Source organism: Vescimonas sanitatis (assembly GCF_049060325.1).
Lineage (GTDB): Bacteria > Bacillota > Clostridia > Oscillospirales > Oscillospiraceae > Vescimonas > Vescimonas sanitatis.
This window is the reverse complement of record NZ_JBMGPW010000014.1, coordinates 1-20,523: the sequence shown is the minus strand read 5'-3', so window position 1 is coordinate 20,523 and position 20,523 is coordinate 1. Positions and strand designations below refer to the sequence as shown.

General features: G+C 55.3%; 20 protein-coding genes and 1 pseudogene. All 21 read left to right on the top strand.

Annotated elements, in window-relative coordinates; all coding sequences use genetic code 11:
- The first annotated feature begins 741 nt into the window (after positions 1–741).
- Positions 742–1,419 carry a hypothetical protein gene (locus ACOMDU_RS13220; protein ID WP_187015904.1) on the top strand — a complete coding sequence of 226 codons (678 nt, stop codon included), beginning with the start codon at positions 742–744 and terminating at the stop codon, positions 1,417–1,419.
- A gap of 55 nt (positions 1,420–1,474) precedes the next feature.
- A complete protein-coding gene (locus ACOMDU_RS13215; RefSeq protein WP_187015903.1) occupies positions 1,475–1,711 on the top strand; it encodes a hypothetical protein in 237 nt (78 codons plus the stop codon).
- Entirely contained in the window at positions 1,689–2,873 is a 1,185-nt protein-coding gene (locus ACOMDU_RS13210) for an antirestriction protein ArdA (protein WP_421130629.1), read from the top strand. Before ACOMDU_RS13215 ends, ACOMDU_RS13210 begins: the two co-directional genes overlap by 23 nt.
- Positions 2,870–3,793, top strand: a complete 924-nt coding sequence (locus ACOMDU_RS13205) for a DUF6329 domain-containing protein (RefSeq protein WP_421130628.1) — start codon at positions 2,870–2,872, stop codon at positions 3,791–3,793. Before ACOMDU_RS13210 ends, ACOMDU_RS13205 begins: the two co-directional genes overlap by 4 nt.
- A 59-nt stretch (positions 3,794–3,852) precedes the next feature.
- A complete protein-coding gene (locus ACOMDU_RS13200; protein WP_421130627.1) occupies positions 3,853–4,878 on the top strand; it encodes an LPD28 domain-containing protein in 1,026 nt (341 codons plus the stop codon).
- Positions 4,878–5,846 (top strand): DUF4314 domain-containing protein, encoded by a 969-nt coding sequence (locus tag ACOMDU_RS13195; RefSeq protein ID WP_421130626.1) that lies wholly within the window; start codon positions 4,878–4,880, stop codon positions 5,844–5,846. The genes ACOMDU_RS13200 and ACOMDU_RS13195 overlap by 1 nt, the downstream gene beginning before the upstream one ends.
- Positions 5,839–7,047, top strand: a complete 1,209-nt coding sequence (locus tag ACOMDU_RS13190) for a hypothetical protein (RefSeq protein WP_421130625.1) — start codon at positions 5,839–5,841, stop codon at positions 7,045–7,047. The genes ACOMDU_RS13195 and ACOMDU_RS13190 overlap by 8 nt, the downstream gene beginning before the upstream one ends.
- 221 nt (positions 7,048–7,268) lie before the next feature.
- Positions 7,269–8,255: a DNA adenine methylase gene (locus ACOMDU_RS13185; protein WP_421130624.1), complete on the top strand. Its 987-nt coding sequence runs from the start codon at positions 7,269–7,271 to the stop codon at positions 8,253–8,255.
- On the top strand, positions 8,252–8,773 hold the full coding sequence (locus ACOMDU_RS13180; protein WP_421130623.1) for a hypothetical protein: 522 nt from the start codon (positions 8,252–8,254) through the stop codon (positions 8,771–8,773). Before ACOMDU_RS13185 ends, ACOMDU_RS13180 begins: the two co-directional genes overlap by 4 nt.
- Positions 8,770–9,501, top strand: coding sequence for a DUF3849 domain-containing protein (locus ACOMDU_RS13175; RefSeq protein ID WP_421130622.1), 732 nt, complete (start codon positions 8,770–8,772; stop codon positions 9,499–9,501). Before ACOMDU_RS13180 ends, ACOMDU_RS13175 begins: the two co-directional genes overlap by 4 nt.
- A 13-nt stretch (positions 9,502–9,514) precedes the next feature.
- On the top strand, positions 9,515–10,144 hold the full coding sequence (locus tag ACOMDU_RS13170) for a hypothetical protein (protein WP_187016307.1): 630 nt from the start codon (positions 9,515–9,517) through the stop codon (positions 10,142–10,144).
- Positions 10,141–11,061, top strand: a complete 921-nt coding sequence (locus ACOMDU_RS13165) for a cell wall anchor protein (RefSeq protein ID WP_418732790.1) — start codon at positions 10,141–10,143, stop codon at positions 11,059–11,061. Before ACOMDU_RS13170 ends, ACOMDU_RS13165 begins: the two co-directional genes overlap by 4 nt.
- Complete coding sequence (locus ACOMDU_RS13160) at positions 11,058–11,837, top strand: class D sortase (RefSeq protein ID WP_421130621.1); 780 nt, start codon at positions 11,058–11,060, stop codon at positions 11,835–11,837. Before ACOMDU_RS13165 ends, ACOMDU_RS13160 begins: the two co-directional genes overlap by 4 nt.
- A gap of 108 nt (positions 11,838–11,945) precedes the next feature.
- Entirely contained in the window at positions 11,946–12,722 is a 777-nt protein-coding gene (locus ACOMDU_RS13155; RefSeq protein ID WP_187016304.1) for a CAP domain-containing protein, read from the top strand.
- A gap of 86 nt (positions 12,723–12,808) precedes the next feature.
- Positions 12,809–17,533, top strand: a complete 4,725-nt coding sequence (locus tag ACOMDU_RS13150; RefSeq protein ID WP_421130620.1) for a SpaA isopeptide-forming pilin-related protein — start codon at positions 12,809–12,811, stop codon at positions 17,531–17,533.
- A gap of 78 nt (positions 17,534–17,611) precedes the next feature.
- Positions 17,612–17,932 carry a DUF3852 domain-containing protein gene (locus ACOMDU_RS13145; RefSeq protein WP_421130630.1) on the top strand — a complete coding sequence of 107 codons (321 nt, stop codon included), beginning with the start codon at positions 17,612–17,614 and terminating at the stop codon, positions 17,930–17,932.
- Positions 17,933–18,125: 193 nt separating this feature from the next.
- Positions 18,126–18,398, top strand: a complete 273-nt coding sequence (locus ACOMDU_RS13140) for a type II toxin-antitoxin system Phd/YefM family antitoxin (RefSeq protein WP_118603933.1) — start codon at positions 18,126–18,128, stop codon at positions 18,396–18,398.
- On the top strand, positions 18,382–18,696 hold the full coding sequence (locus ACOMDU_RS13135) for a type II toxin-antitoxin system RelE/ParE family toxin (RefSeq protein WP_421130619.1): 315 nt from the start codon (positions 18,382–18,384) through the stop codon (positions 18,694–18,696). The genes ACOMDU_RS13140 and ACOMDU_RS13135 overlap by 17 nt, the downstream gene beginning before the upstream one ends.
- A gap of 22 nt (positions 18,697–18,718) precedes the next feature.
- Positions 18,719–19,084 carry a nucleotidyltransferase domain-containing protein gene (locus ACOMDU_RS13130; protein WP_187016331.1) on the top strand — a complete coding sequence of 122 codons (366 nt, stop codon included), beginning with the start codon at positions 18,719–18,721 and terminating at the stop codon, positions 19,082–19,084.
- A 71-nt stretch (positions 19,085–19,155) separates the two neighbouring features.
- Entirely contained in the window at positions 19,156–20,052 is an 897-nt protein-coding gene (locus tag ACOMDU_RS13125) for a conjugal transfer protein TrbL family protein (protein ID WP_418732161.1), read from the top strand.
- Positions 20,053–20,067: 15 nt separating this feature from the next.
- Positions 20,068–20,307, top strand: a pseudogene (locus tag ACOMDU_RS13120) (DNA cytosine methyltransferase); the annotation flags it as partial.
- Positions 20,308–20,523: the final 216 nt, after the last annotated feature.

Genomic DNA, 20,523 nt, shown 5'->3' with positions numbered 1-20,523 from the left:
CCACCAAGCAGTTGGAAAAGGACTTCGGGAACGCCGCTTACGCGACGATCCGCAGCTTTGTGTTGAAGTTTGAAAAACTGGGACTGCTCAAATCGACACAGTACGGGAATCGTGTGAAGTATGCGGTTTGTGTGTGCTGAAAACGGGAGCCGCTGCATCTGAGATGCATGACCTGTGAAGTGCTCAGACTGCTATTTGACTACTACCGCGAAAAATCTCGGAAGCCCTGCCCTGCAAGGCTTCCGAGGTTTTTCTTCAAAATGGCGGAAATTTGTGTAATCTCAACCAATCCCTTGCGCCGCAAGGCTTTCCAACTTGACGGCCTGATAACTCCGACTCTAAAGGCCGCTGGTTCGAATCCAGTCGGGCGTACCATAAGGTGGCAACAATTCGGATATTTTAAGCGCAACGCTTAGAATACCAAAGGGTTGCCACCTTTTTTTCTTTCAAATTCCGCACTCAGAAAAAAAGATATTTTCGCGTTATTTTGGTAACTGGGGAGATTCGAACTCCCCCTTTCACAGATTCAAAGGTAAAATCCTGAGAAGCGCCCTTTTTGCGGGCGCAGAATAGAGCGATTTTTCCTCAAAATTTCATACGATCTTTCAGGTGTCTGTTTGTTGGTTTCGTCGAAGCCATCAAATAGGCGCCCTTTTTCATTTCACAACTTAATATATCAACCGGCCGGAGCATTTTTAGGATGTTCCGGCCTATTTTTTTGCTTACGAGGAGGACTTCACAATGAACGATCAGAACGAACCCGCACAGCTCCGTTTCCTTGAAGAAACCGCCATTCGGCTGCGGCAGAACGGTTTTACGGTAGAACCGATCGAGGATCACCACCTGCCCGTCTGCTGGGAAAAAGGGCGCCTCTGCCGCATCACCGGCAAGGGCAGCGTGCTGTACCGCCAGGAGAACGTGGACAGTATCCGAGCGCAGGACGCTTTGCAGGTGGTGATCGACACCGCTAAAATGACTTTGGAATACATGGCGATTCTGGAATACGCACCTCAGCTCAAGGCGACCGATCTCACCGGTGACTACCGTATCCTCGCGGACTTCGGTGACGCAGTGCTGGCGGGCCACCCCACCGAACGCGGCGTCCAATTCGTGACTTGGGAGTGGGACTTCGACCGCAAAGGCGTCCATCACGGACATTATTTCCAGGATGACTATGACGCCGCCAAACGCGACTTCACCGTGCGCGGCGGGCTTGTTCAAAAAGACGCCCTTTTTGAGCCGGAGCAGCTTGCGGAGATCTACCGCGCGCTGGCGTTCGTCCGCGAGCAGGACGAAAGCCTTTCATTTGGACGGGATCGGGAACTGGCGGAGTTGATGGAGCAGGTCGGCGGACTGCTGCCCACGGATGCTCTGCGGCAGCGAGACGCGCCGGAACAGAGCGGCATGACAATGAAATAGGTATCCACGCGGGCCGGACAGAAATGTCCGGCATTTTTTATTTTAGGAGGAAAAGATGATGGAAATTCATGGCACGATCCACTTCAAACTCATTCTTCCGCATATCCCCGGCTTTCAGCAGGAGCCGCTGCCGGAGCCTGTTTGCAGCCATTCCCCGGAGTGCAAGGACTGCCCCTATCCCCGCCACGGTTTTCTCTGCTGGGGCGCGGACGGAACCTGCCTGCGGAGCCGAATGAACGAGATCAACGAAAAAAAGGAGGACAATGATCATGATGAGCGCAGTTTTGAGTAATCCCAACCACCCGGAATACGGTGTGGCGACCATCCCGTTCCCCATTCCGCATGACCAGTACACATACTGCATGGAACTGCTGAAGGCGTTGGAGATCGGCGATGCGGTCAAGGCCGACTGCAAGGTGGTGGCGGTTGATAGTTTTTTCTCTGTGCTCAAGCGCACGGAAATGCTCACGGTCAACGTGGAGGAGCTGAATTACCTCGCCAAACGGCTGGAAAGCTTCGACACCGGCGAGGCCGCGCAGTTTCAGGCCATGGCCCACAAGCTGGAGCTTTTTGAACTGAAGGATCTCATCAACCTGACCTTCTGCTGCCAGCAAGCCACGGTCATCACTGACTTTTCCGACCTCGCCGCCATCGGCCGCGACCATTACATGAACCTGCACGGCGGCAGCGCAAGTGTGGATGAGCTGAACAAACTGGATGGCAAGGAAACCGCACGGCAGCTCATCGAAAGCGGCAGCGGCACGGTGACGCCCTATGGTGTGGTCTACGACAACGGTATGAAATTAGAGCAGGTCTACGATGGCCGGTTCTTCCCCTGCTATTACTATGAGCCGAATGCCATCACCGTTGCGGTGACCTCCAAAGCCGAGCCGGAGGACACAGAACACATCACATGGCTGTTCCTCCCCATGGTGCAGGAGGAAATCGACCGCGCCCTCCTTCGCGGGGGCATCACAGATCCCGCCGATGTCCGCCTGCGGCTGGAGGACAGCCAACTCCCCAACGAGGTGGATGTCCTGTTGGATATGGAGTACGAAACCCTCTCCGACCTCAATGAACTGGCAGAGGCAACGGATGGGTTGTCAAAAGCGGATATGGAAAAGCTGGGCGCCGTGGTCACGCTGGCAGAGCCAAAGTCCGCGGCACAGATCAAAAACCTTGCGGAAAACCTCGACCTCTTTGACTTCGCCCCTGGCGCGCACTCTCCCGCCGAGTACGGCAAGTACATGATCCAGCAGTCCGGTCATTTCGACTATGACGAAAATCTCGACGCTTTTTATGACTATGAAAAGTATGGCACGGAGCGCATGAACGCGGAGGATGGAATGTTCACTGACCGGGGCTATGTTGCCTACAAAGGCTTTTTTCGCATGGAAGAAGTGATGAACGGTGGTCAAAGCAACCACATGGTGCTGGGAGGGCTTTCACGATGATCATTCAAGCAGAACTGAAGTGTAAGCAGACCGGGTGCGAGGCAGACCCCTGTGTCGTGGATAAGGTCATCGAGCTGCCAAGTCCGCGGTTCCGGCAGTTCAGCCGCGCACTGCTGGCTGACTATGATTTCATCGCAGAGAACAAAAATGCCATCCGACACGATGGTGACACCAGACACTGCCTGCTCATCCTCGATGCGGAGGGAAAGGACGGTTTCCTTGTTGACCCGCAGGGGTACAACTATGCCCGGTACAGTGCCTTTGTCCCCAACGCCCACAGCTTGCTGACACCGGATATGGCAATCGACCGCAGCTACCTTTCGCCGGCAGAGCCTTGGCGGGATGAGAGCAGGGATGAAATGCTCCGCATGACGCTGCGCGTCAATGGAAAGCCAGACTACACCCTTGTCCTCCCCGCTGATGAGCAATACCTCGATGCGGTGAAGACTTATCTTGATATTGATGTTTTCGCGGATGCCATGCTCTGTGATATTCGCTTCAAGGTGCCTTACATTGGGGAACTGATCCGTGATACGGATTGCCCCGCCGTGGAGGATTACAACGATTTTGCCGAAGCCTTGGAGGACATCTGGCAAAAGGACGGGATGCTCCTGACCTACGCCGCCGTGCTGGAGGCCGAGCGGCCGGATACGCTGCGCGGAGCCTGTGAGCTGCTGCGAAATCTGGACAACTACCAGCGCATCACGGAGGGTGCTTACGGTTACGGTCAGCAGCGATTGCAGGAAACGCTGGGGCTGGATGATGAAGCCATCTATGAGCTGGACGGCTACATGGATTTTGAGAAATATGGTCAGGACTGCATGGAAAACGACTGCGTGACAAAAACAGAGTTCGGCTTGCTGCGCCGCTTGGACCCGCCGTTTCCGGAGCAGCGGCAGGGGCAGCAAATGTTTCGGTAGACTTTGCAGCAGATGTGTAGTATGTTTGCCGTTACCAAAAAGGAAAGGAAGGAAGACTAATGGCTGTAAACGCAAGAACAGAGGAATTCCAGCACATTGAAGTATTTGATAAGCCCGCGCTGTTCACCAACGGGCGTATCGCCCGCGATACCGTGCCGAAGGGCTGGTACTGCTATGACATTCGCGGCTCTGACGATGATCCCGGCGAGCTGTGTTACATGGAAGAAAATGTTGTGGTCAACCACGCAGGCTCGGTGCTGATGCCGGAAAAGCTGGCGATGCCTAAGTCCGGGCGGCTGGATGTGCGGGATGAGCTCGGTTTTCTCGATGAAGGCGACATGACGCTCCGCGAGTTCTGCGAAGCACATCAGCTCCCCTATCCCGCAGAGAACATGAAATTTCATATCCGACCTGCCCGCCCGGAGGAGGCGGGCTTATTTTATGCCCAGCACCCCGAAGAAAATAAGCGCCTTGGCGCTGTCGGCTGTGTCCGCATGGACTTCGGGCGCAACGGAAACGAGTTCTGGCATACCTGGTGGCCCCGTGGCCCGGAGGAACTGAACAGCCCCGCGTTCAAAGCGGAGTTGCAGCAGATCGTTGGTAAGCTCCGTGAAGATGTGCTGAAAAGCCGCTTCGCTATGGAGCGTTTTTGCTATGACCACGGCGGGAAAATCGACGGCGGCTATGTACAGAACTACGGCTACATCGTGGAAACGGAGAGCTACCGCTACTGCCTGCGCTGCAACCCGTCCCCTGGAGATTACAATGGTTACCTCACCGCTTACGATTTAGCTGTCCAACGGCAGAACATGGCGCGGGACAAGCCCCTGGTGGGCCGCGTTACCTATGCCAATGGCGATACACAGGAGTTTACCGATGCCGAAGCCTTTCTCAAATGCGTCCGAGAGGAATTGCCGTACCGCCCGACCACAGGCTTCCGTTACGAAGTGTTAGCCGACGATCCCAGCGTCCGCAAGCAGGTGGACGATATCGTCTTTGACCTTTATGGCGAGGAAAATCCCCGTCAGTTGGAGGAATATCAAAAAATGCCCGATCAGGGCATGACAATGGGAGGTATAAAGTGATGGACAGAAAAATGGTGAATTTTATCAAGGAGCAGTATCCCCCCGGCACCCGCATCCGGCTTAATTCGATGGAGGACCCTTATCATCCCATTCTTCCCGGCACGGAGGGCGAGGTGGACTTCGTGGACGATAAAGGACAAATTTTTATGAAGTGGGACAATGGCCGCACGCTGCCGCTCGCCCCCGGCGAGGACAGCTTCACCGTGCTGCCGCCCAAGCTGACCACCCTCAAGCTGTATATGCCCCTGACCGCTGATCTCTATGAGCGGAACGAGTACGGCGATTTCGACGACAGCAGCACATTGCTGGAGGGCAGTGAGCTGCGCGGCTATCAGGATCAGATCATGGCGGCACTGGTGAAAAACCGGATGCCGGAGGAAACCGAGCGCGGTCTCATGCATTGGTATGATGAGGCCGACAGTGTCAATCGCAAGGTCCACTCTGCCGTCTTCGCCGCGGAGGAGCGTGATCGCCAGCTCTGGGGCGTGGCGGAATGCCGTGTCGCCGGGGAATTGTCGGACACAGAGCTGGAAACCTTAAAGGAATACCTCACCGGACAGGCTTCGGACGGCTGGGGCGAAGGCTTTGAGCAGCGGGATATCCTTGTGGATGGCGGAAGTGAATTGTATGTCCACCTTTGGAACTCGGACGAGTGGAACATCCAAACGGAGCAGGAATTGTTCGCCCCCAAGCTGGCGGAGGGTCTGCCGGAGCTGTGCTTCTCCACCCTCCCCGGCACCGGTGAGCTCATCTGCATCAAGCGCGGCGAGAGCGGCTACTATCCCAGCGATTGGAACACAAACGATCCTGCGCATAACCGCGAGATAGCGGACTATAACAACGAGCGGCTGGGCGTTACCCCTGCGCAGGAGGAAGCCATGAAAACGGGTTCCATGTTCGGCTGGGGCGTCCCTGGCGCAGACCCCGGTTACTATGAGCAAAAGATGGGAGGGATGAAGTTTGGCTAAGAAGGTGTTTGCCGTTTATCTGGCAAAGGAGGGCAATCCTAACAGCGATGCATACGCAAAGCTGGACTTGCCCGCCTCCCCGTGGGTGCTGTGGGACGCACTGGACAAGGTACGCCTTCAGACAGATGACATCCTGTACATGGAGATTGAAGACTACTATGCCTTTGCGTATCTTGCGCCCCATTTGGACGGGTTAGAAATCAGCCTCAACGAGCTTAATGATCTCGCCGCACTTCTGTCGGCGCTGGACGAGATACAGAAGGTCGCCTTTGACGGTTTCCTGCGCATGGAGGTGCAGCATAAAGTCGATACCAACGGTGGCGTCATCACGCTGCAGGATCTGCGGGATCTGGCGGTCAGCGCAAAAACCGACTGCTATCATGTGGTGGAGGCCGCGGATGACGCCCAGCTTGGCCGCTTCTACGCGGAAAACGGATTCATCCCCGATCTGGACGGCATATCCGACGAGGTATTCGAGATGCTGGACTTCGCCGGCATCGGAAGAATGATGCGGTGCGGCGAGAACGGCGTTTTTGTGGGCAGCCTGTATGTACTGCAGGACGGTGAGCTAACAACCGTGCCACCCTGCCCAAAGGAACTGCCGGAAAAGCCGGAATACCTCTTCCGACTCACGCTTGGACTGCATCCCGACATTGGCGATGAGCGCACGGTGACGCTGGAGCTTCCCGCCTCGGAGAAAGAACTGGAGGATGCGCAGGAGCGGCTGGGTACGCTGCAATGGGAAAATACCGTTGTGCTTGACTATGATGGCATCATCCCCAACGCAGCCATATTTGCCGACCTGCCCATGGAGATAGAAGCCTTCAACGAGTTTGCCAAAGCAGTGAAGGATATCCCTGTCCGGCAGGTGCAGCTCCCAAAGCTGAAAGCATTGCTGGAGCAGTTCGAGGTGCAGGACATCGGGACAGCTATCCTTCTGGCAGAGCATCTGGACGATTATATCCTCACGCCGGAGCTGAGCTCCCCGCAGGAAACAGCCGTAGACCAGCTTCACTTCATGACGGATGACCACTCGGTGGAATTGCTGATTTCCCATGTAAACCTCTACGCCTACGGCTGCGACATCATCAAGGAGGACAATGCAGTGCTTTCACCCTACGGCCTGCTGCATCGCGCGGACTATCAGCCCATGCTGTCACCTGTCCAACAATCCCAGGAAATGGAGATGAAAATGAAGTAATACCATCTTGACACGCAGAAGCCATTAAAAATCATTTTAGGGGCCGATTTTCCGAAAGGGGATCGGCCCCTTCTTTTTTTATCTTCTTTTCGGGAAATCACCCCGGAAAGGAGAAAACATGCGCGATGAACAACTGTTGGCACATTGCAGGAAGTTTCGTTTTGAACAGGAAAACCGTGCTGACGGGATAAGGTGCAATCAGGAAGAAAAGGAGGTCGGACATGGCTAAGCCGCCCTTTCCCTGGATCGGTGGCAAGGAGAAGATCGCACCCTACATCCTGCAGCTTTTCCCGCCCAAGCTGAAGCAGTATGTGGAGCCGTTCGGCGGCAGTGGCGCCGTGCTGCTGGCTTTGCCGCCGGACCCAAACCGATTGGACATTTATAACGACTTGGATGCCGAGCTGGTGAACCTGTTCTCTTGCATCAAAGAATGCTCCAATGTTTTGCTGCGGGAGCTGAAATTCCTGCCCATTCACGGCCGCAAGCTCTTCGAGTATTATCGCGACTTTGTTGCCCATAAGGAGGTCTACTTTCAAAATGTGCAGGCGGAGATCGAGTGTCTGGGAGACCGCTCCTGTTTTACGGAGGAACAGGCAGGAGAACTGCTCCCCATCTTTCAGGAACGGCTGGCGCTTTACGATGTAAAGCGGGCGGCAGCGTATTACCTTGCCATCCGCGGCAGCTTCAGCGCAACCGTCACATCTTTCGGCGTTAAAGGAATGGATGTGGAACATCTTCTAAAAATGTTTCCGCCAGTGTCCGCACGACTGAAGGACGTGCCGCTGGAGAACAAAAACGCCTTGCAGCTCATTCGGGAACGAGATAAAAAAGGCAGTCTTATCTATGCCGATCCGCCCTATGTCAAAACAGAGCGGCTCTACCGAGTCGCTGGGAAGCTGGGACGTTTCCGCAGATTCCATGTCCGGCTCTGGCAGGTACTAACTGACCGTGACAGTTATGTGGTACTGTCCTACAACGACTGCCCCTTTATCCGCAAGCTCTATCAGGATTGGTATATTTTATCTTTCCAGCGCAGCAACCCGCTGTCTCAGAAAAAGGGCTCGTCCTTCGGCGAACTTATCATCACCAACTACGATCCGCGTCCCTATATGACCCACCAGCTAAACCTATTCGACGAGCCTCTGGGCGAATGGGAGCTGAAGCTGGTCCATATTCCAAAATATCCACCAAGGAGGAAAACAGCATGAAATTCAATTTGAACCATGATCCTAACAATAAAACTCTTTCCATCCCTCGCGCCGCTTTGCAGCTCTCCGGCCTTGCAGGCGTCAGCGACCTGATCCTGCATACCGACAGCGGCTGCATTCTGCTGCTGCCGGGAGACCCCACCGTGGCGGAGCTGCTGAAAACCATTTCTCTCATCTCCGCCGTTGCACCGCAGCTGATTTCCCGTCTGGCGGAGCGAAGCCAGATGGCAATGGAGACCGGAATGACGGAAACGGCGTGCGGCACCTGTGAACACGAACCTCACTGCTCCGGCCTTGAAATTCCGCCCTGCCAGCTGGCGGAGGCGGGGATCTCGCCCACTGCCGCGCTGGAGTCCTTTGTAGAGGAGGGCAGAGTCATCGTGCAGGCAGCGGAGAAAACCGCCGCAGATGTGCTCATCGACGATCTGGACGATGATGTCCGCACCATGCTGGAGGATTCCGGTGTGCGGATGGAGGGCGTATGCCGCCTGCTGGAAAAGGAGGAGATCTCAGAATGAATGACACCTATCTCTACCCCTATTCCTCTGCCGAGGCGAGAGATCGGAACGAGCTTTCCCTCTGGCGGGAGAGCCACAAGGCGAACATCGCCTGCCGCAACGCCATCGAGGACACCATCCGTCAGAATTTCGACGGAATGCATCTGGAGAAGAACTGCATCACGCCGGTGCTGGACGAATACGGCTACAAGCGCACCGCGTGGGTGCTTGCCAACACTTTGCACGAACTCAAGTGGGACGGGCGCTTCGGCCATGCCAACAAGCAGTGGGTGGAGTGCGCCTGCATCCCCAAAGACATCAACCACAACAGCGACTTTGTTGTCCGAAGCCATCCGGCTGTGCTGGATGGCTTCGTCACTTTCTACCGCAAGGCAGTGCAGGCGCTGAATCTGTTCGGCGCGGAGCATTGCGTCGGTGACCGCGCGGAGCAGGACTTCACCGGCAAGGTGCTGGTGCTGTCGCCGGAGGCACTGCAGGAGCAGTATTGGGGGCAGGATTACCAACTTCTGTATGCTCGGAGCGGCTTTGGATGCGCGCCTCATTCCAGTGGTCGAGCAGTCTTTGCCACCTGCCTCTCGGACGGAGAAACAGCCAGATGGAACCGGGAGGATTTCATTGGCGTACTGGATGACAAGTTTCTTCCGGAATGGGCAAAGCCGAAGCTGGCAGAGCTGAACGCACAGGAGCAGACCAATGCCCCCACTATGGGCGGCATGAATATGAAGTGAGGAGGATGTCTGAATGTGCATGACCTATTACACCGTGGACGATCTCCGCCCCGGAAGACCCGGCTGGGATGTGAGACAGTTCTCCGCACTGGCGGAGGCCATTACCCATTACCGGACGCTCCCTATGGACGGGGTCCGCGTGCTTGGCATGGCGGATGACGCCCACGCTTATGAACTCATCCGCTGTGTACGCCTTTTCCTTGGCGATGCCCAGGGTGAGGACGTTCTGGCGGCAGATTACCGGCGCAGCGGCTTGACGAAAAAGAATGCTGCTTTGAAAAATGCGCTGGACGTTTGCTTAGAAGTCCTGCATCCCCGTTTCCTGTTGGAGCCGGAGCGTTTGGTTCCCGTTCCCCATCGCAGAAAGCTGCGGGAAGAGCTGCGGGAGGCGCTTCTCTGGCAGGGCTATGAAGGAAACTATGATTCCGCCATTCGCACTGTTTTTGTAGAAGGCGCTGGTTGGCTCTCACCCCAGGATGTGAAAAAGCAGAGGCAGCTTCCTCTGGTGTTGCGCTACCGGGTAGACGGTATGTCGAAAGACGGTGCCTACCTCTCCTTAGAGCTGGAGCCTTGGGAATATGACCTTCTGCTGGAACAGACGAAAAATCACTATAAAAATAAAGAAAAGAGGAACACAAAATGAAACGAATGCTATCTCTCTGCGCTGCGGCGTTGTGCCTGACTTTGGCACTGACGCCCACTGCGCTGGCGGCGGACTTTGAACCCGCGGTACCGGACGCCAAGGTCTGCTATCCCACCTCCATCGTCCGAAACGACGATGGCACAGAACTGAAGAAAATCTATGATCTGAGTCCGGAAGACGATCCTGCGGGCATTCCCCGCTCGGACTTTCGGCAGGACGGCTTTCAGTACACCCTGACGGATCTTCTGAAGCAGGAGCTTCCGGAAAACGAGAGCCGCCAGCATACGGAGCATGTTTCTATCGAGAGCGCCAAAAAGGATATGGAATCCGTGCTGGCGCTGCTGCCGCAGGAGCGTGAGTTCATCACGGACGATGGGCTTATGGGAACCCTGACACTCCGACTTGACACCGTGCAGGTCGAGCCGTCTGGCTATGGCAGTTCTACAAAGCAGCTTTCCGTCAAGCGCAGCTATCCCAATCTTGCCGAGCAGGATACACAGTACATCCCCAAGAGCATTGAGGACGGCGGCAAAAACCTGACGCTCTCCGACATTCAGTGGCAGACCGACAATACCGCCAACATGGACGGTTATGCCGTGGCAGACCGCTATACCGCCGTCGCCACCTACACCGGCAGCACCACCAGCAGCTACGTCAAGGGTTACACCGTCACGGCGGACTATACCGGCACGGTGAGCCGCATCGCATTAAATCGCGTTCGCTATGTTGCCATTTTCGAAGGCGTGCCTATCCAGCCCGCAGAGCCTGCAAAAACCGCCGGCGCAATGTCCTCGCTCCGCTGGTCCTATGTGCTCATCCCCATCGGAGTCGTGGCCGCGGCAGGCGCGGGCGTCGGCGGCGCGCTGCTGGTAAAACGCAAAAGAGAAAATGCAGATGAGGAGGAGACAGAAGAATGAAAAAGATCATCACCCTTTGCCTGAGCCTTTGCATGACAGCAGCTCTGGCGGCTCCGGCGTATGCGCTGGAATACAGTATCGATGCGCCGGACGATTACGACTTCGGCAGGAATACCTCCATCGATGTCATTCACACGGCGGATGGCGGCGCCATGCGCAACGAAGATGTGAGCAAGAACGCAGCGCTCATTCCGCCCGTCTTTGGCTCGGAGAGCATGAATGCGCTGCATACCGGCGAATACCTGACGCCGAATCTTGCGCCGCGCACCCTTCCCACGGCTGGCGCCGTGATCAGCGGCAACGGCGATGTGGTTACCCCAGGGAGTACGGTGAGCAGCGGCAACGGCTATCAGCCCGCTGTGCTGTTCACAGATGTGACGAGTGAGCTCTACTACATAAACGGTTCCCTCGGCAAGATCGAGATCCCCACGCTGGGTCTGAGCGTGAGGATCTATCAGGGAACGGATAGCAAGACGCTTGCCAAAGGCGTTGGGCATTTTGAAGATACCTCCATCTGGGAGGGCAATGTCTGCCTCGCCGCCCACAACCGCGGCGCCAACAGCTACTTCGGGCAGATCCACACGCTGAACATCGGGGACAAGATCACCCTGACGACCAAGCTGGGGACGCGCACCTATAAGGTGACGGACGTCAGCAAGGTCAGCGAGACAGACCGCAGCGGTCTTGCGGACGCAAGTGAAAACCTGCTGACGCTTTACACCTGCGTTCGCAATCAGCGCGACCAGCGCTGGTGCGTCACCGCAGTGAAGGCTTGATTTTTCTCCGTTTTGCCAGATCGGTTCTGTTCGACTTCTGCCCATCGCCTGTGATATGGTGAAGCTGCGAGAAGGATTTCCACACACATTTAGAATGGAGGCAGAACAATGAACAGAGCGAAGAATACCGGACTCGTCCTCTGCGGCCTTGTGCTGGGGCTTTCGTTGAGTGCTCCTGCGGCGCAGGCGGTGGAATCGCTGAAAGCGACGCTTTCCACCAACCGCATCCTTGTAGACGGGCAGGAAGTCCGCCTGACGGCGTACAACATCAACGGAAATAACTATGTTATGCTGCGCGACATCGGCAGAGCGGTCGGCTTCAATATCTACTGGGACAGCGATAGCAAATGCGTGCAGGTCGAGTCGGACAAGCCTTACACTGGTGAAGCACCGGTAAAGTCCACTACGACAAAGCCTGTAGAGCAGCCTGCGCAGACAGACGTTGCCGCTGCAAAGCAGGACATCATTGACCGCACCAATGCGCTGCGGCGCGAAAATGGTGCTGCCGCGCTGCGCGTCAACGACAAGCTCATGCAGGCGGCGCAGGTCCGGGCCGACGAGATGGCCTCCAGCAGTGTCTACTCTCATACCAGACCGGATGGACGACGAAACACCTCTGTTACCGATTGCCCGTATGTAGGAGAGAATATCCACCGCATCGCAGATTGGGCGCTGCAGGGTAAATCGGTATCCGAGGCCGCCGTGTGGTCATGGAACCTCTCCGGTGGACACCGGGACAATCTCCTCGAAAAGAATTACGCCGAAACCGGCGTGGGACTTTCAAGAGGAGTCAATGACAGCGGCGAGGCGTGCTGGTACTGCGTCCAGCTCTTCCTATGGAATGGCTACTCCATAAGTTGGGTAGATACTCCGGCAGCCAAGTAAAATCAAACAACATCAACGTGAAGCAGACCGAGAAAAACCGGTCTGCTTCTTCATTATCTCTAAATGACAATAAGGAGGAACCAACCTTGAAAACACTTAGAACAAGGATCATGTCGGCGTTTCTTGTCATTATGACATTATTGACGCTGCTTCCGACTTCTGCACTTGCCGCTTCCAGCACCGGAACCGGCATCAAGCCCACCAGCAACACAAACTACTGGACAACGCGGCTTCTCCATGACGGTACGCCGTACAGCTATAAGCCGCCGATGGCGGCAGGCAAAATGCTCTACTGCATGGATCGCGGCTATGGCTATCGCTGGGGTACGGCATCGTTCCTCAACTCTTACACCTATACCTCTGCCACCGGCGCGGACGCAGACGCTGTCCTGAAAACGGCGCTGGCGCAGAGCGGCATGGGTGAGCTGGACGCCCAGCAGCTTGAAAACTTCAAGTGGATGATGACCTATATCGTGGACTATAAGGGTGACATCCCCGGCAGCCTGTTCATGGCCGCGCAGACCTATGTATGGGATCACCAGTCTTTCAAGGGCGAAGGCGATGGTGACATCGATGGCGGCGGCTACGCCAACGCTGATACCTATGAAATGTACTTGGGCTACACCGACTGGATGTTGAAAGAAAAAGCCAAGGAGGATGCGGAGTTCCAGAAGCAGATTGAGGAGTACGCCGCCAAAGGCATCATTGCGTCTGTCGTTGAGGATGAAGCCGCAAAATGGGCGGTGTGGGCAAAGTCCAGCGTCAAGGGACGCCAGAGCTTCTTCAATTACTATGCGCCCCGCAAACTGGTGGTGAATGATGCTCCCGTGCCGGATAAGCCCACGCCTCCTGCCGGCGATGCGGACATTACCTTGCGAAAGGTGGCTGCTGGAACGACCCGCGGGCTGGACGGTGCAAAATTCAACATCTACCGTGACGGTCAGATCGTCGGCAGCGATGTGACCAAAAACGGCGGCATTATCGAAGTCAATAACGTGACGAAAGGCTTATGGTCTTTTGTAGAAGTGGAAGCTCCGGCAGGCTACTGCGCAGATTCCACCCCACTCAGCGTCTATGTGGACACCACGGATGGAGACAAGCAGTATACCGTTACCGCTACGAACTATGAACTGCCCAGCATGAAGATCATCAAGACCGATGCGCAGACCGGCACACCGATCCCCGGTACGGTGCTGTCCATTAAATCCGTGACCGGCAGCTATTCTACCTCCGTCACCACCGGCTCGGACGGTTCGGCAACCCTTTCAGACATCCCCGCTGATGTGTATGTCGTCCGGGAGGAATCCGTGCCGGAGCCTTATGTAGTGTCTCACACCGAGCAGACCGTAGCGCTGCGCCCCGGCAAGACCTCCGAAGTCATCTTCGTTGACTATGAAAAGCCGGGACTCGAAATTTTGAAGAAAAACATTGCCACCGGAGAGCCTATCGAGGGCGTGACCTATCTCATTGAGCAGATCGACGGCAGCTACTCCACCAGCGCCACGACGGACAGCGCGGGGCGCATCTTCCTCGATTCCATCCCCGTGGGCAGCTATCGCATCACGGAGAAAAATGTGCCTTCCAATGTCATTCTCTCTGAGATCCCGCAGGAGGTACATCTGGAAGCAGGCTGCACCAGAACGGTGACCTTCTTCAACGCGGTCAAACCCTCCCTGACGATCCTGAAGCGAAACAGCGTCACCGGTGATCCTCTCTCCAATGCCAAATTCCATATCTATTATGGCTCGGATAATACCACCACCGGCGAGATCAACGACCTCGGTGTGTTCACAACGGCCTCCGACGGTAAAATCACCATCACCGATGTAAACCGTGGCTGGTACAAACTGGTAGAGGAGTCCGCTCCCAAGGGCTTCGGCATTCAGGGCAGCGGGGTCACCGAGTTCTATCTGGAAGCCAATACCTCTAAGACCGTGACCGTGGACAATGTTCCTCACAGTGCCCTTGTTGTGTATAAGTACGATGCAAAGACCGGAAAAGGACTGGAGGGCTGCCGATTTGAACTGAGATATTTAGGCGGCGGCGCTTCCGGTACTGGCGGTACAGTCATCGGGACCTATCTGACCGGACCCAACGGAGCGTTCACCGTGACAAACCTCGAAAAAGGCACTTATATCTGCCAGGAGATTGAGAGCGACGGAAATCACATCATCGACCGCGAACCCCAGACGGTGTGGATCTCCGGCGAGGATCAGGATGTGGTGACGCTCCGCTTTGGCAATGCGCCGCTCGGCAGCCTGCTCATTACAAAGCTGAGCAATGACAGTAAGCACGAACCGCTCTCCGGCGTAGAGTTCCTTTTGACCGACAGCAGCGGCCATTATCTCGGCAATGACAACGGCCGCTTCACCACCAATGCCGCGGGCGAAATTCTGGTGGATGGTCTGGAACCCGGCATGACGGTCATCGCCCGTGAAGTCCGGGCAAAAACGGGCTACCTGTTGGATGACAGCCCCCAGCACGCGCTCATCAAGAGCGGCGAAACGGCGCATCTGCAGTTTCTGAACCAGCCTGCCGGTAATCTCATCATCCGCAAGGTCAGCTCCGGCCCCAACGGGGAGCCGCTGGAGGGTGTCGAGTTTAAGATCACCTATGCGGATGGCAGCTTTGTCCCGGACGCCAACGGCGAACTGTCCAGCAACGGCATTTATTACACCAACAAATCCGGTGAGATCAGAATTTCCGGTATCGTTGGCACCGTGGTAGCAACGGAAACCAAGACGATTCCCGGCTACACAATCGACGAAGCCAGCCGCACCCAGACTGTCGTGGTTAATCCCAACGACACGCAGACGCTGACCTTTTACAACAAACCCACTACAACATTGATTCTCCAGAAATACATTTCCGGCACGAAAAATGAACCGCTTGCCGGGGTACAGTTTCTTGTGACAGACTCCTCCGGCGCGGTAGTCGGCCCCAACAACGGCTACTATACCACCGACGCTGCAGGCCAGATCGTCATTGAGGGTCTGACCGACGGCATGACTGTTACCGCAAAAGAGGTCAAATCTGTGGATGGATTCGTGTTGGACGGGACACCGCAGAGCATCAAGATCGACCAGAGCCAGTCTCCCCAGCGCATGACCTTCTGGAATGAGCGACAGGGCGCGCTCATCATCAACAAGCTGTCCTCTCTGGACCGCAAGACGCCGCTGGAGGGCGTTACCTTCAAAATCACTACGGCTACCGGCGAGTTCGTCCCCGACGAAAACGGAAAAATCAGCTCCAACGGTCTGTACTATACCGACGAAAACGGGCAGATCATTCTCAAGGGCGTCACCGGCACACTGGTGGTGACAGAGGAAAAATCTATCTCCGGTTACACCATCGACGAGAATACGCGCACGCAGACCGTGGTGGTCACCCCCAACGACACGCAGTCCCTCTATTTTTATAATACTCCCATCGGCGGGCTGGAGCTGGTGAAAGTGAATGCGGCGGACAAGACCCAGCGCATCCCCAACACCACCTTCGAGATCCGCCGTGTCAGCGATGGCGGTCTGGTGGACACCGTCACCACCGGAACGGACGGCCGCGTGTATGTGCCGCTGGAAAGCGGCAGCTACTATGCCGTGGAAACCGAGGCGGGCAAGGGCTTCCAGCTGGACAATACCCCCATCTATTTCGCCGTGGAAGATGGCAAAACCACAACCAAAACGGTGACCAACAAAGCCATCTCCGGTATCCTGATCCACAAGGTCGATTCGGCCACCGGCGAGGGCATCTACGGCGTTTCCTTCATTCTCTACGACAGCGGCAACAATCCTATCTCGCAGGAGACAAGCGATGACCGCGGTTATGTCCGTTTTGAAAATCTGACCACTGGCCGTTTTTATCTGCGTGAATTGGAAAATGAGGGATATATTCCCGACACGCAGAAAAAGACCGTGTATGTAAAGTCCGGCGAAACCACAGAAATCGAGTGGAAGAATACGCCCATCACCGGCCAGATCCAAGTGACGAAGGTCAGCGCGGACTACAACGCCATGAATGGCTGGCCTGCCGGGACGCCCATTCCCAACACCGTCTTTGAGATCTACAACGCCCGCACCAACCGTCTGGTGGATACCATTAAGACGGACAAAAACGGCTTGGCGGTGAGCAAGCCTTTGCCGCTGGCGCGGTATAAGATCGTGGAATCCAAGGCGGCGGAATTTTACGGGCTGGATAAGACACCCATTGAGGTGGAGATCGAGTACGCCGGTCAGATCGTCAAGGCAAGCATGACCAACAAGAGCCTGTCTACCAACGTTTCCATCAAGAAAACCGGCTATGTGGAGGTCATGCCGGGGCAGCTCGTCCGCTACAATTTCACCGGCATCGCCAACAATTCCACCACGGCGCTGGAGTCTTTTTATTGGAGAGACACTTTGCCCGTCAAGGCGGTTCGGCTTCAGACCATCTACACCGGCACATGGAATACCCCTGGAAATTATAAGATCGTGTACAAAACCAATCTCAGCGGCGATACCTGGCGCACGCTGGCGGATAACCTGAGCACATCCAAAAACTATGTCTTGGATGCCTCTCCTGCGGCGCTGGGACTTGCTTCCAATGAGTATGTGACGGAGTTCATGGCGGCGTTCGGCATCGTACCTTCAAACTTCCGTCAGGTAGAAGCGCCCCGCGTAGATTGCAAGGTGCTTTCAAAGCTCACCGGTGGTACGCAGTTCGTCAACACGTCGGATGCGGGCGGAGTCTACAACGGGCAGTGGATCATGGCGACCTCCCGCTGGGTCACCCGTGTCTATGCCCCCAGCAAGCCCCTGCCTCGCACCGGCTATTAAGGACTAACAACGGATGCCGCTCCGCAAGGGGCGGCATCCCCATTTTAAGGAGGTTGAGATTTCTTGAAATACAGAAAAATGATTATTCTGACATTGACGCTTTTGCTTCTGACCTTTCTCTGCTGCACCTCGGCGCTCGCTGCGGGCGGGGATGTTGCGGGAGCGGTGGAGCAGACATGGACGGAGGCGGCCAAGCAGATCAAGAGCGTGGTGGAGAAGGTGGTGTTCCCTGCGCTGGATATGATCCTCGCCATCGCATTCTTCGTGAAACTTGGCGGCGCGTACTTTGACTACCGACAGCGAGGCCAGTTTGAATGGACCGGCCCCGCCATTCTCTTTGCCTGCCTGATTTTCAGCTTGATTGCGCCGAAATACATCTGGAATATCATTGGGATCTAATTTGTGAAGAAGAAATTCAAAAATCAAATCCGGACTCTCCTGCCAGAGGCAACGAATAAGACACAATGGTTGCTTTGCCGGCGAATGATGTAGGCCTATAAAGTCACCTTTTACACCTCACAAAGATAGGCTTGCATAAAAAGTGTTATCTTGATATAATACTATCAAGAAATTGATACAAGGAGGGCTTTCTATGCAAATCAGACCATCCTCCGCCCTGCGGAATGAGTACACGCAGATCTCTGAGCTGGCAAAGGCATCCGGTGAACCGATCTTCATCACGAATAAGGGTGAAGATGATGGTGTTTATATGAGCATGGCAGCATACGAGGAGCGGGAAAAAATGTTCCGACACCGCGACAAAATTTATGCTGCGGAACTCAGCAGACTGAGCGGAGAGCCTGTCTGCACGCCGGAGGAGCTTGACGAAAGAATGGAGGAGCTGTTCCGTGCCTACGAAAAGTAAACTGGTCTATCTTCCACTTGCTCAACACGACTTCGAGGAGATCGTAAAGTATCACATTACGGAGGCAGGAACTCCCTACGCGCGAAAAATCTACAGCACGATGAAAACGACCATAAACCGTCTGCGGGATTTCCCGCTGATGGGGCAAACGCATCCGGACCCGATCCTTGCCGCAAACGGATACCGAAAACTGGTTTTGACAAAAACCTATGTGGCGGTCTACAAAGTGATTGGCGACACCGTTTACATTTATGCGATCGTCAATGGCACGACAGACTATCCCCGTCTTTTGAAGTGATCACTGTTTTGGGATGATGAATATGTCGACAGAAAACGAGTATTTAGCAAAGACGGAATCCTTGCAAAAAGAATTGGAGCCGGTGTGCCGGGTTATCACGGAGACAGTCAAAGCCGAGGCGATTTATCTCTTTGGCTCCCGTGCTTATGGTACGCCAACCGATGATAGTGACTACGATTTGTGCGTCATTATCCCGGAAAATTCCATGCGTCCGGTGGATGCGGTCAAGGCGATCCGCCGTGCGCTCCTGCCGCTGCAAACCATGTCTTTGGATATACTCGTATACCGTGCCGATACATTCTTCCGCCGCGCACAAGGCGTGACAATGGAGCGTAAAATCAAGCGGGATGGCATCCCCCTATACGAGAACTTTTCCCACAAATCATAATACCAATTATCGCGACAAGGCCGTCGCCCGAAAGGGCGGCGGCCTTGTTGCGTCTCTGGAGGTGAACGAAGATATTTATTTGGGATTTTGTCGCCGCGACAGTCCTGGATCAGCTCATGGACTGGATCTATGGGCAGGCCATAGGCTTTCTCGGCAACTTCTTTGCCCTCATGGGCAATATGGGCGTGGAGCTGTTCGAGCTGGAATGGGTCAGCGCCATCATTCTCTTTTTCTCCCGCCTTGCGTGGGCGCTGTTTACCGTCAGCGTGGTAGTCTGCGCCTTTGAGTGCGGCATTGAATACTCCACCGGCAGGGGGAATCTCCAGCAGTGCGGGATGAATATCATCAAGGGCTTTCTGGCGGTGAGCCTGTTTACCGTTGTCCCCGTCCGGCTCTACGCCCTATCCGTGTCGCTGCAGGGTACCTTTTCCGCGGGGCTTACCGGCTATGGACGGAGCATTGGTGAGGTGGGACAGGACATCATCACCGAACTCAGCGAGATACAGACACTTGCAGATGTGGTGAACAGCTCCCACTTCGGCCTTGGCATCATCACCAGCCCCATCATGCTTCTCTTTTGCGTGATCCTCATGGGCTACGCGGTGCTGAAGGTGTTTTTCGCCAATCTGAAACGCGGGGGCATTTTACTCATTCAAATTGCGGTGGGCAGTCTTTATATGTTCAGTGTCCCACGGGGCTATTTGGACGGCTTTATGGGCTGGATGCGGCAGGTCATCGGCTTGTGCCTGACGGCCTTCCTCCAGTCCACCATCCTCGTTGCGGGGCTTATGGTGTTCAAGGATCACGCACTGATGGGCGTGGGGCTCATGCTCTCCGCCGGTGAAGTGCCCCGCATTGCCGGCAGCTTCGGTCTGGACACCACAACAAAGGCCAATATTACGAGCGCCGTGTATACGGCGCAGTCCGCGGTGAATGTGACAAGAACCATCGCCGCGGCGATCAAGTAAAGAGGTGTATATAAAATGACTCAGCCAACACGGAAACTTACGATGGGGAGCCTGTTCGATGGAATCTCCGGCTTTCCTCTGGCTTCGGTGCGGTATGGCATCGAGCCGATCTGGGCCAGCGAGATCGAACCGTTCCCCATACTGGTATCAAAGATCCGTTTTCCCCGCATGGAGCAGATGGGGGACATTACAAAGCTGAGCGGCGCGTATCTGCCGCCTGTGGATATTATCTGCGGAGGCAGCCCGTGCCAAGATTATGCCGAGAAAATAGTTATTCCGAAGTCATTGCATAGAGTCTTGTAAAACAAGGATTCTCCGCAAAAACTTCGGAATAACAAAGCGGGCCTCATTTTATATAATGTGGACATGCAGACAACCGTCTGACACCACAAAATATAAGGAGGGCCTATGAAACTGATTGAATTAGACGCAACTGCACAGCGTGCCCTGGAGTTGTTAACCAATGCGGGG

Excerpts from the sequence above, each read along its gene's own strand:
- ACOMDU_RS13145 (WP_421130630.1), top strand. The coding sequence starts at position 17,612 with ATGATTATTCTGACATTGACGCTTTTGCTTCTGACCTTTCTCTGCTGC.
- ACOMDU_RS13200 (WP_421130627.1), top strand. The coding sequence starts at position 3,853 with ATGGCTGTAAACGCAAGAACAGAGGAATTCCAGCACATTGAAGTATTT.
- ACOMDU_RS13160 (WP_421130621.1), top strand. The coding sequence starts at position 11,058 with ATGAAAAAGATCATCACCCTTTGCCTGAGCCTTTGCATGACAGCAGCT.
- ACOMDU_RS13195 (WP_421130626.1), top strand. The coding sequence starts at position 4,878 with ATGGACAGAAAAATGGTGAATTTTATCAAGGAGCAGTATCCCCCCGGC.
- ACOMDU_RS13130 (WP_187016331.1), top strand. The coding sequence starts at position 18,719 with ATGTCGACAGAAAACGAGTATTTAGCAAAGACGGAATCCTTGCAAAAA.
- ACOMDU_RS13165 (WP_418732790.1), top strand. The coding sequence starts at position 10,141 with ATGAAACGAATGCTATCTCTCTGCGCTGCGGCGTTGTGCCTGACTTTG.
- ACOMDU_RS13155 (WP_187016304.1), top strand. The coding sequence starts at position 11,946 with ATGAACAGAGCGAAGAATACCGGACTCGTCCTCTGCGGCCTTGTGCTG.
- ACOMDU_RS13210 (WP_421130629.1), top strand. The coding sequence starts at position 1,689 with ATGATGAGCGCAGTTTTGAGTAATCCCAACCACCCGGAATACGGTGTG.
- ACOMDU_RS13205 (WP_421130628.1), top strand. The coding sequence starts at position 2,870 with ATGATCATTCAAGCAGAACTGAAGTGTAAGCAGACCGGGTGCGAGGCA.
- ACOMDU_RS13140 (WP_118603933.1), top strand. The coding sequence starts at position 18,126 with ATGCAAATCAGACCATCCTCCGCCCTGCGGAATGAGTACACGCAGATC.
- ACOMDU_RS13170 (WP_187016307.1), top strand. The coding sequence starts at position 9,515 with ATGTGCATGACCTATTACACCGTGGACGATCTCCGCCCCGGAAGACCC.
- ACOMDU_RS13185 (WP_421130624.1), top strand. The coding sequence starts at position 7,269 with ATGGCTAAGCCGCCCTTTCCCTGGATCGGTGGCAAGGAGAAGATCGCA.
- ACOMDU_RS13215 (WP_187015903.1), top strand. The coding sequence starts at position 1,475 with ATGATGGAAATTCATGGCACGATCCACTTCAAACTCATTCTTCCGCAT.
- ACOMDU_RS13220 (WP_187015904.1), top strand. The coding sequence starts at position 742 with ATGAACGATCAGAACGAACCCGCACAGCTCCGTTTCCTTGAAGAAACC.
- ACOMDU_RS13180 (WP_421130623.1), top strand. The coding sequence starts at position 8,252 with ATGAAATTCAATTTGAACCATGATCCTAACAATAAAACTCTTTCCATC.
- ACOMDU_RS13175 (WP_421130622.1), top strand. The coding sequence starts at position 8,770 with ATGAATGACACCTATCTCTACCCCTATTCCTCTGCCGAGGCGAGAGAT.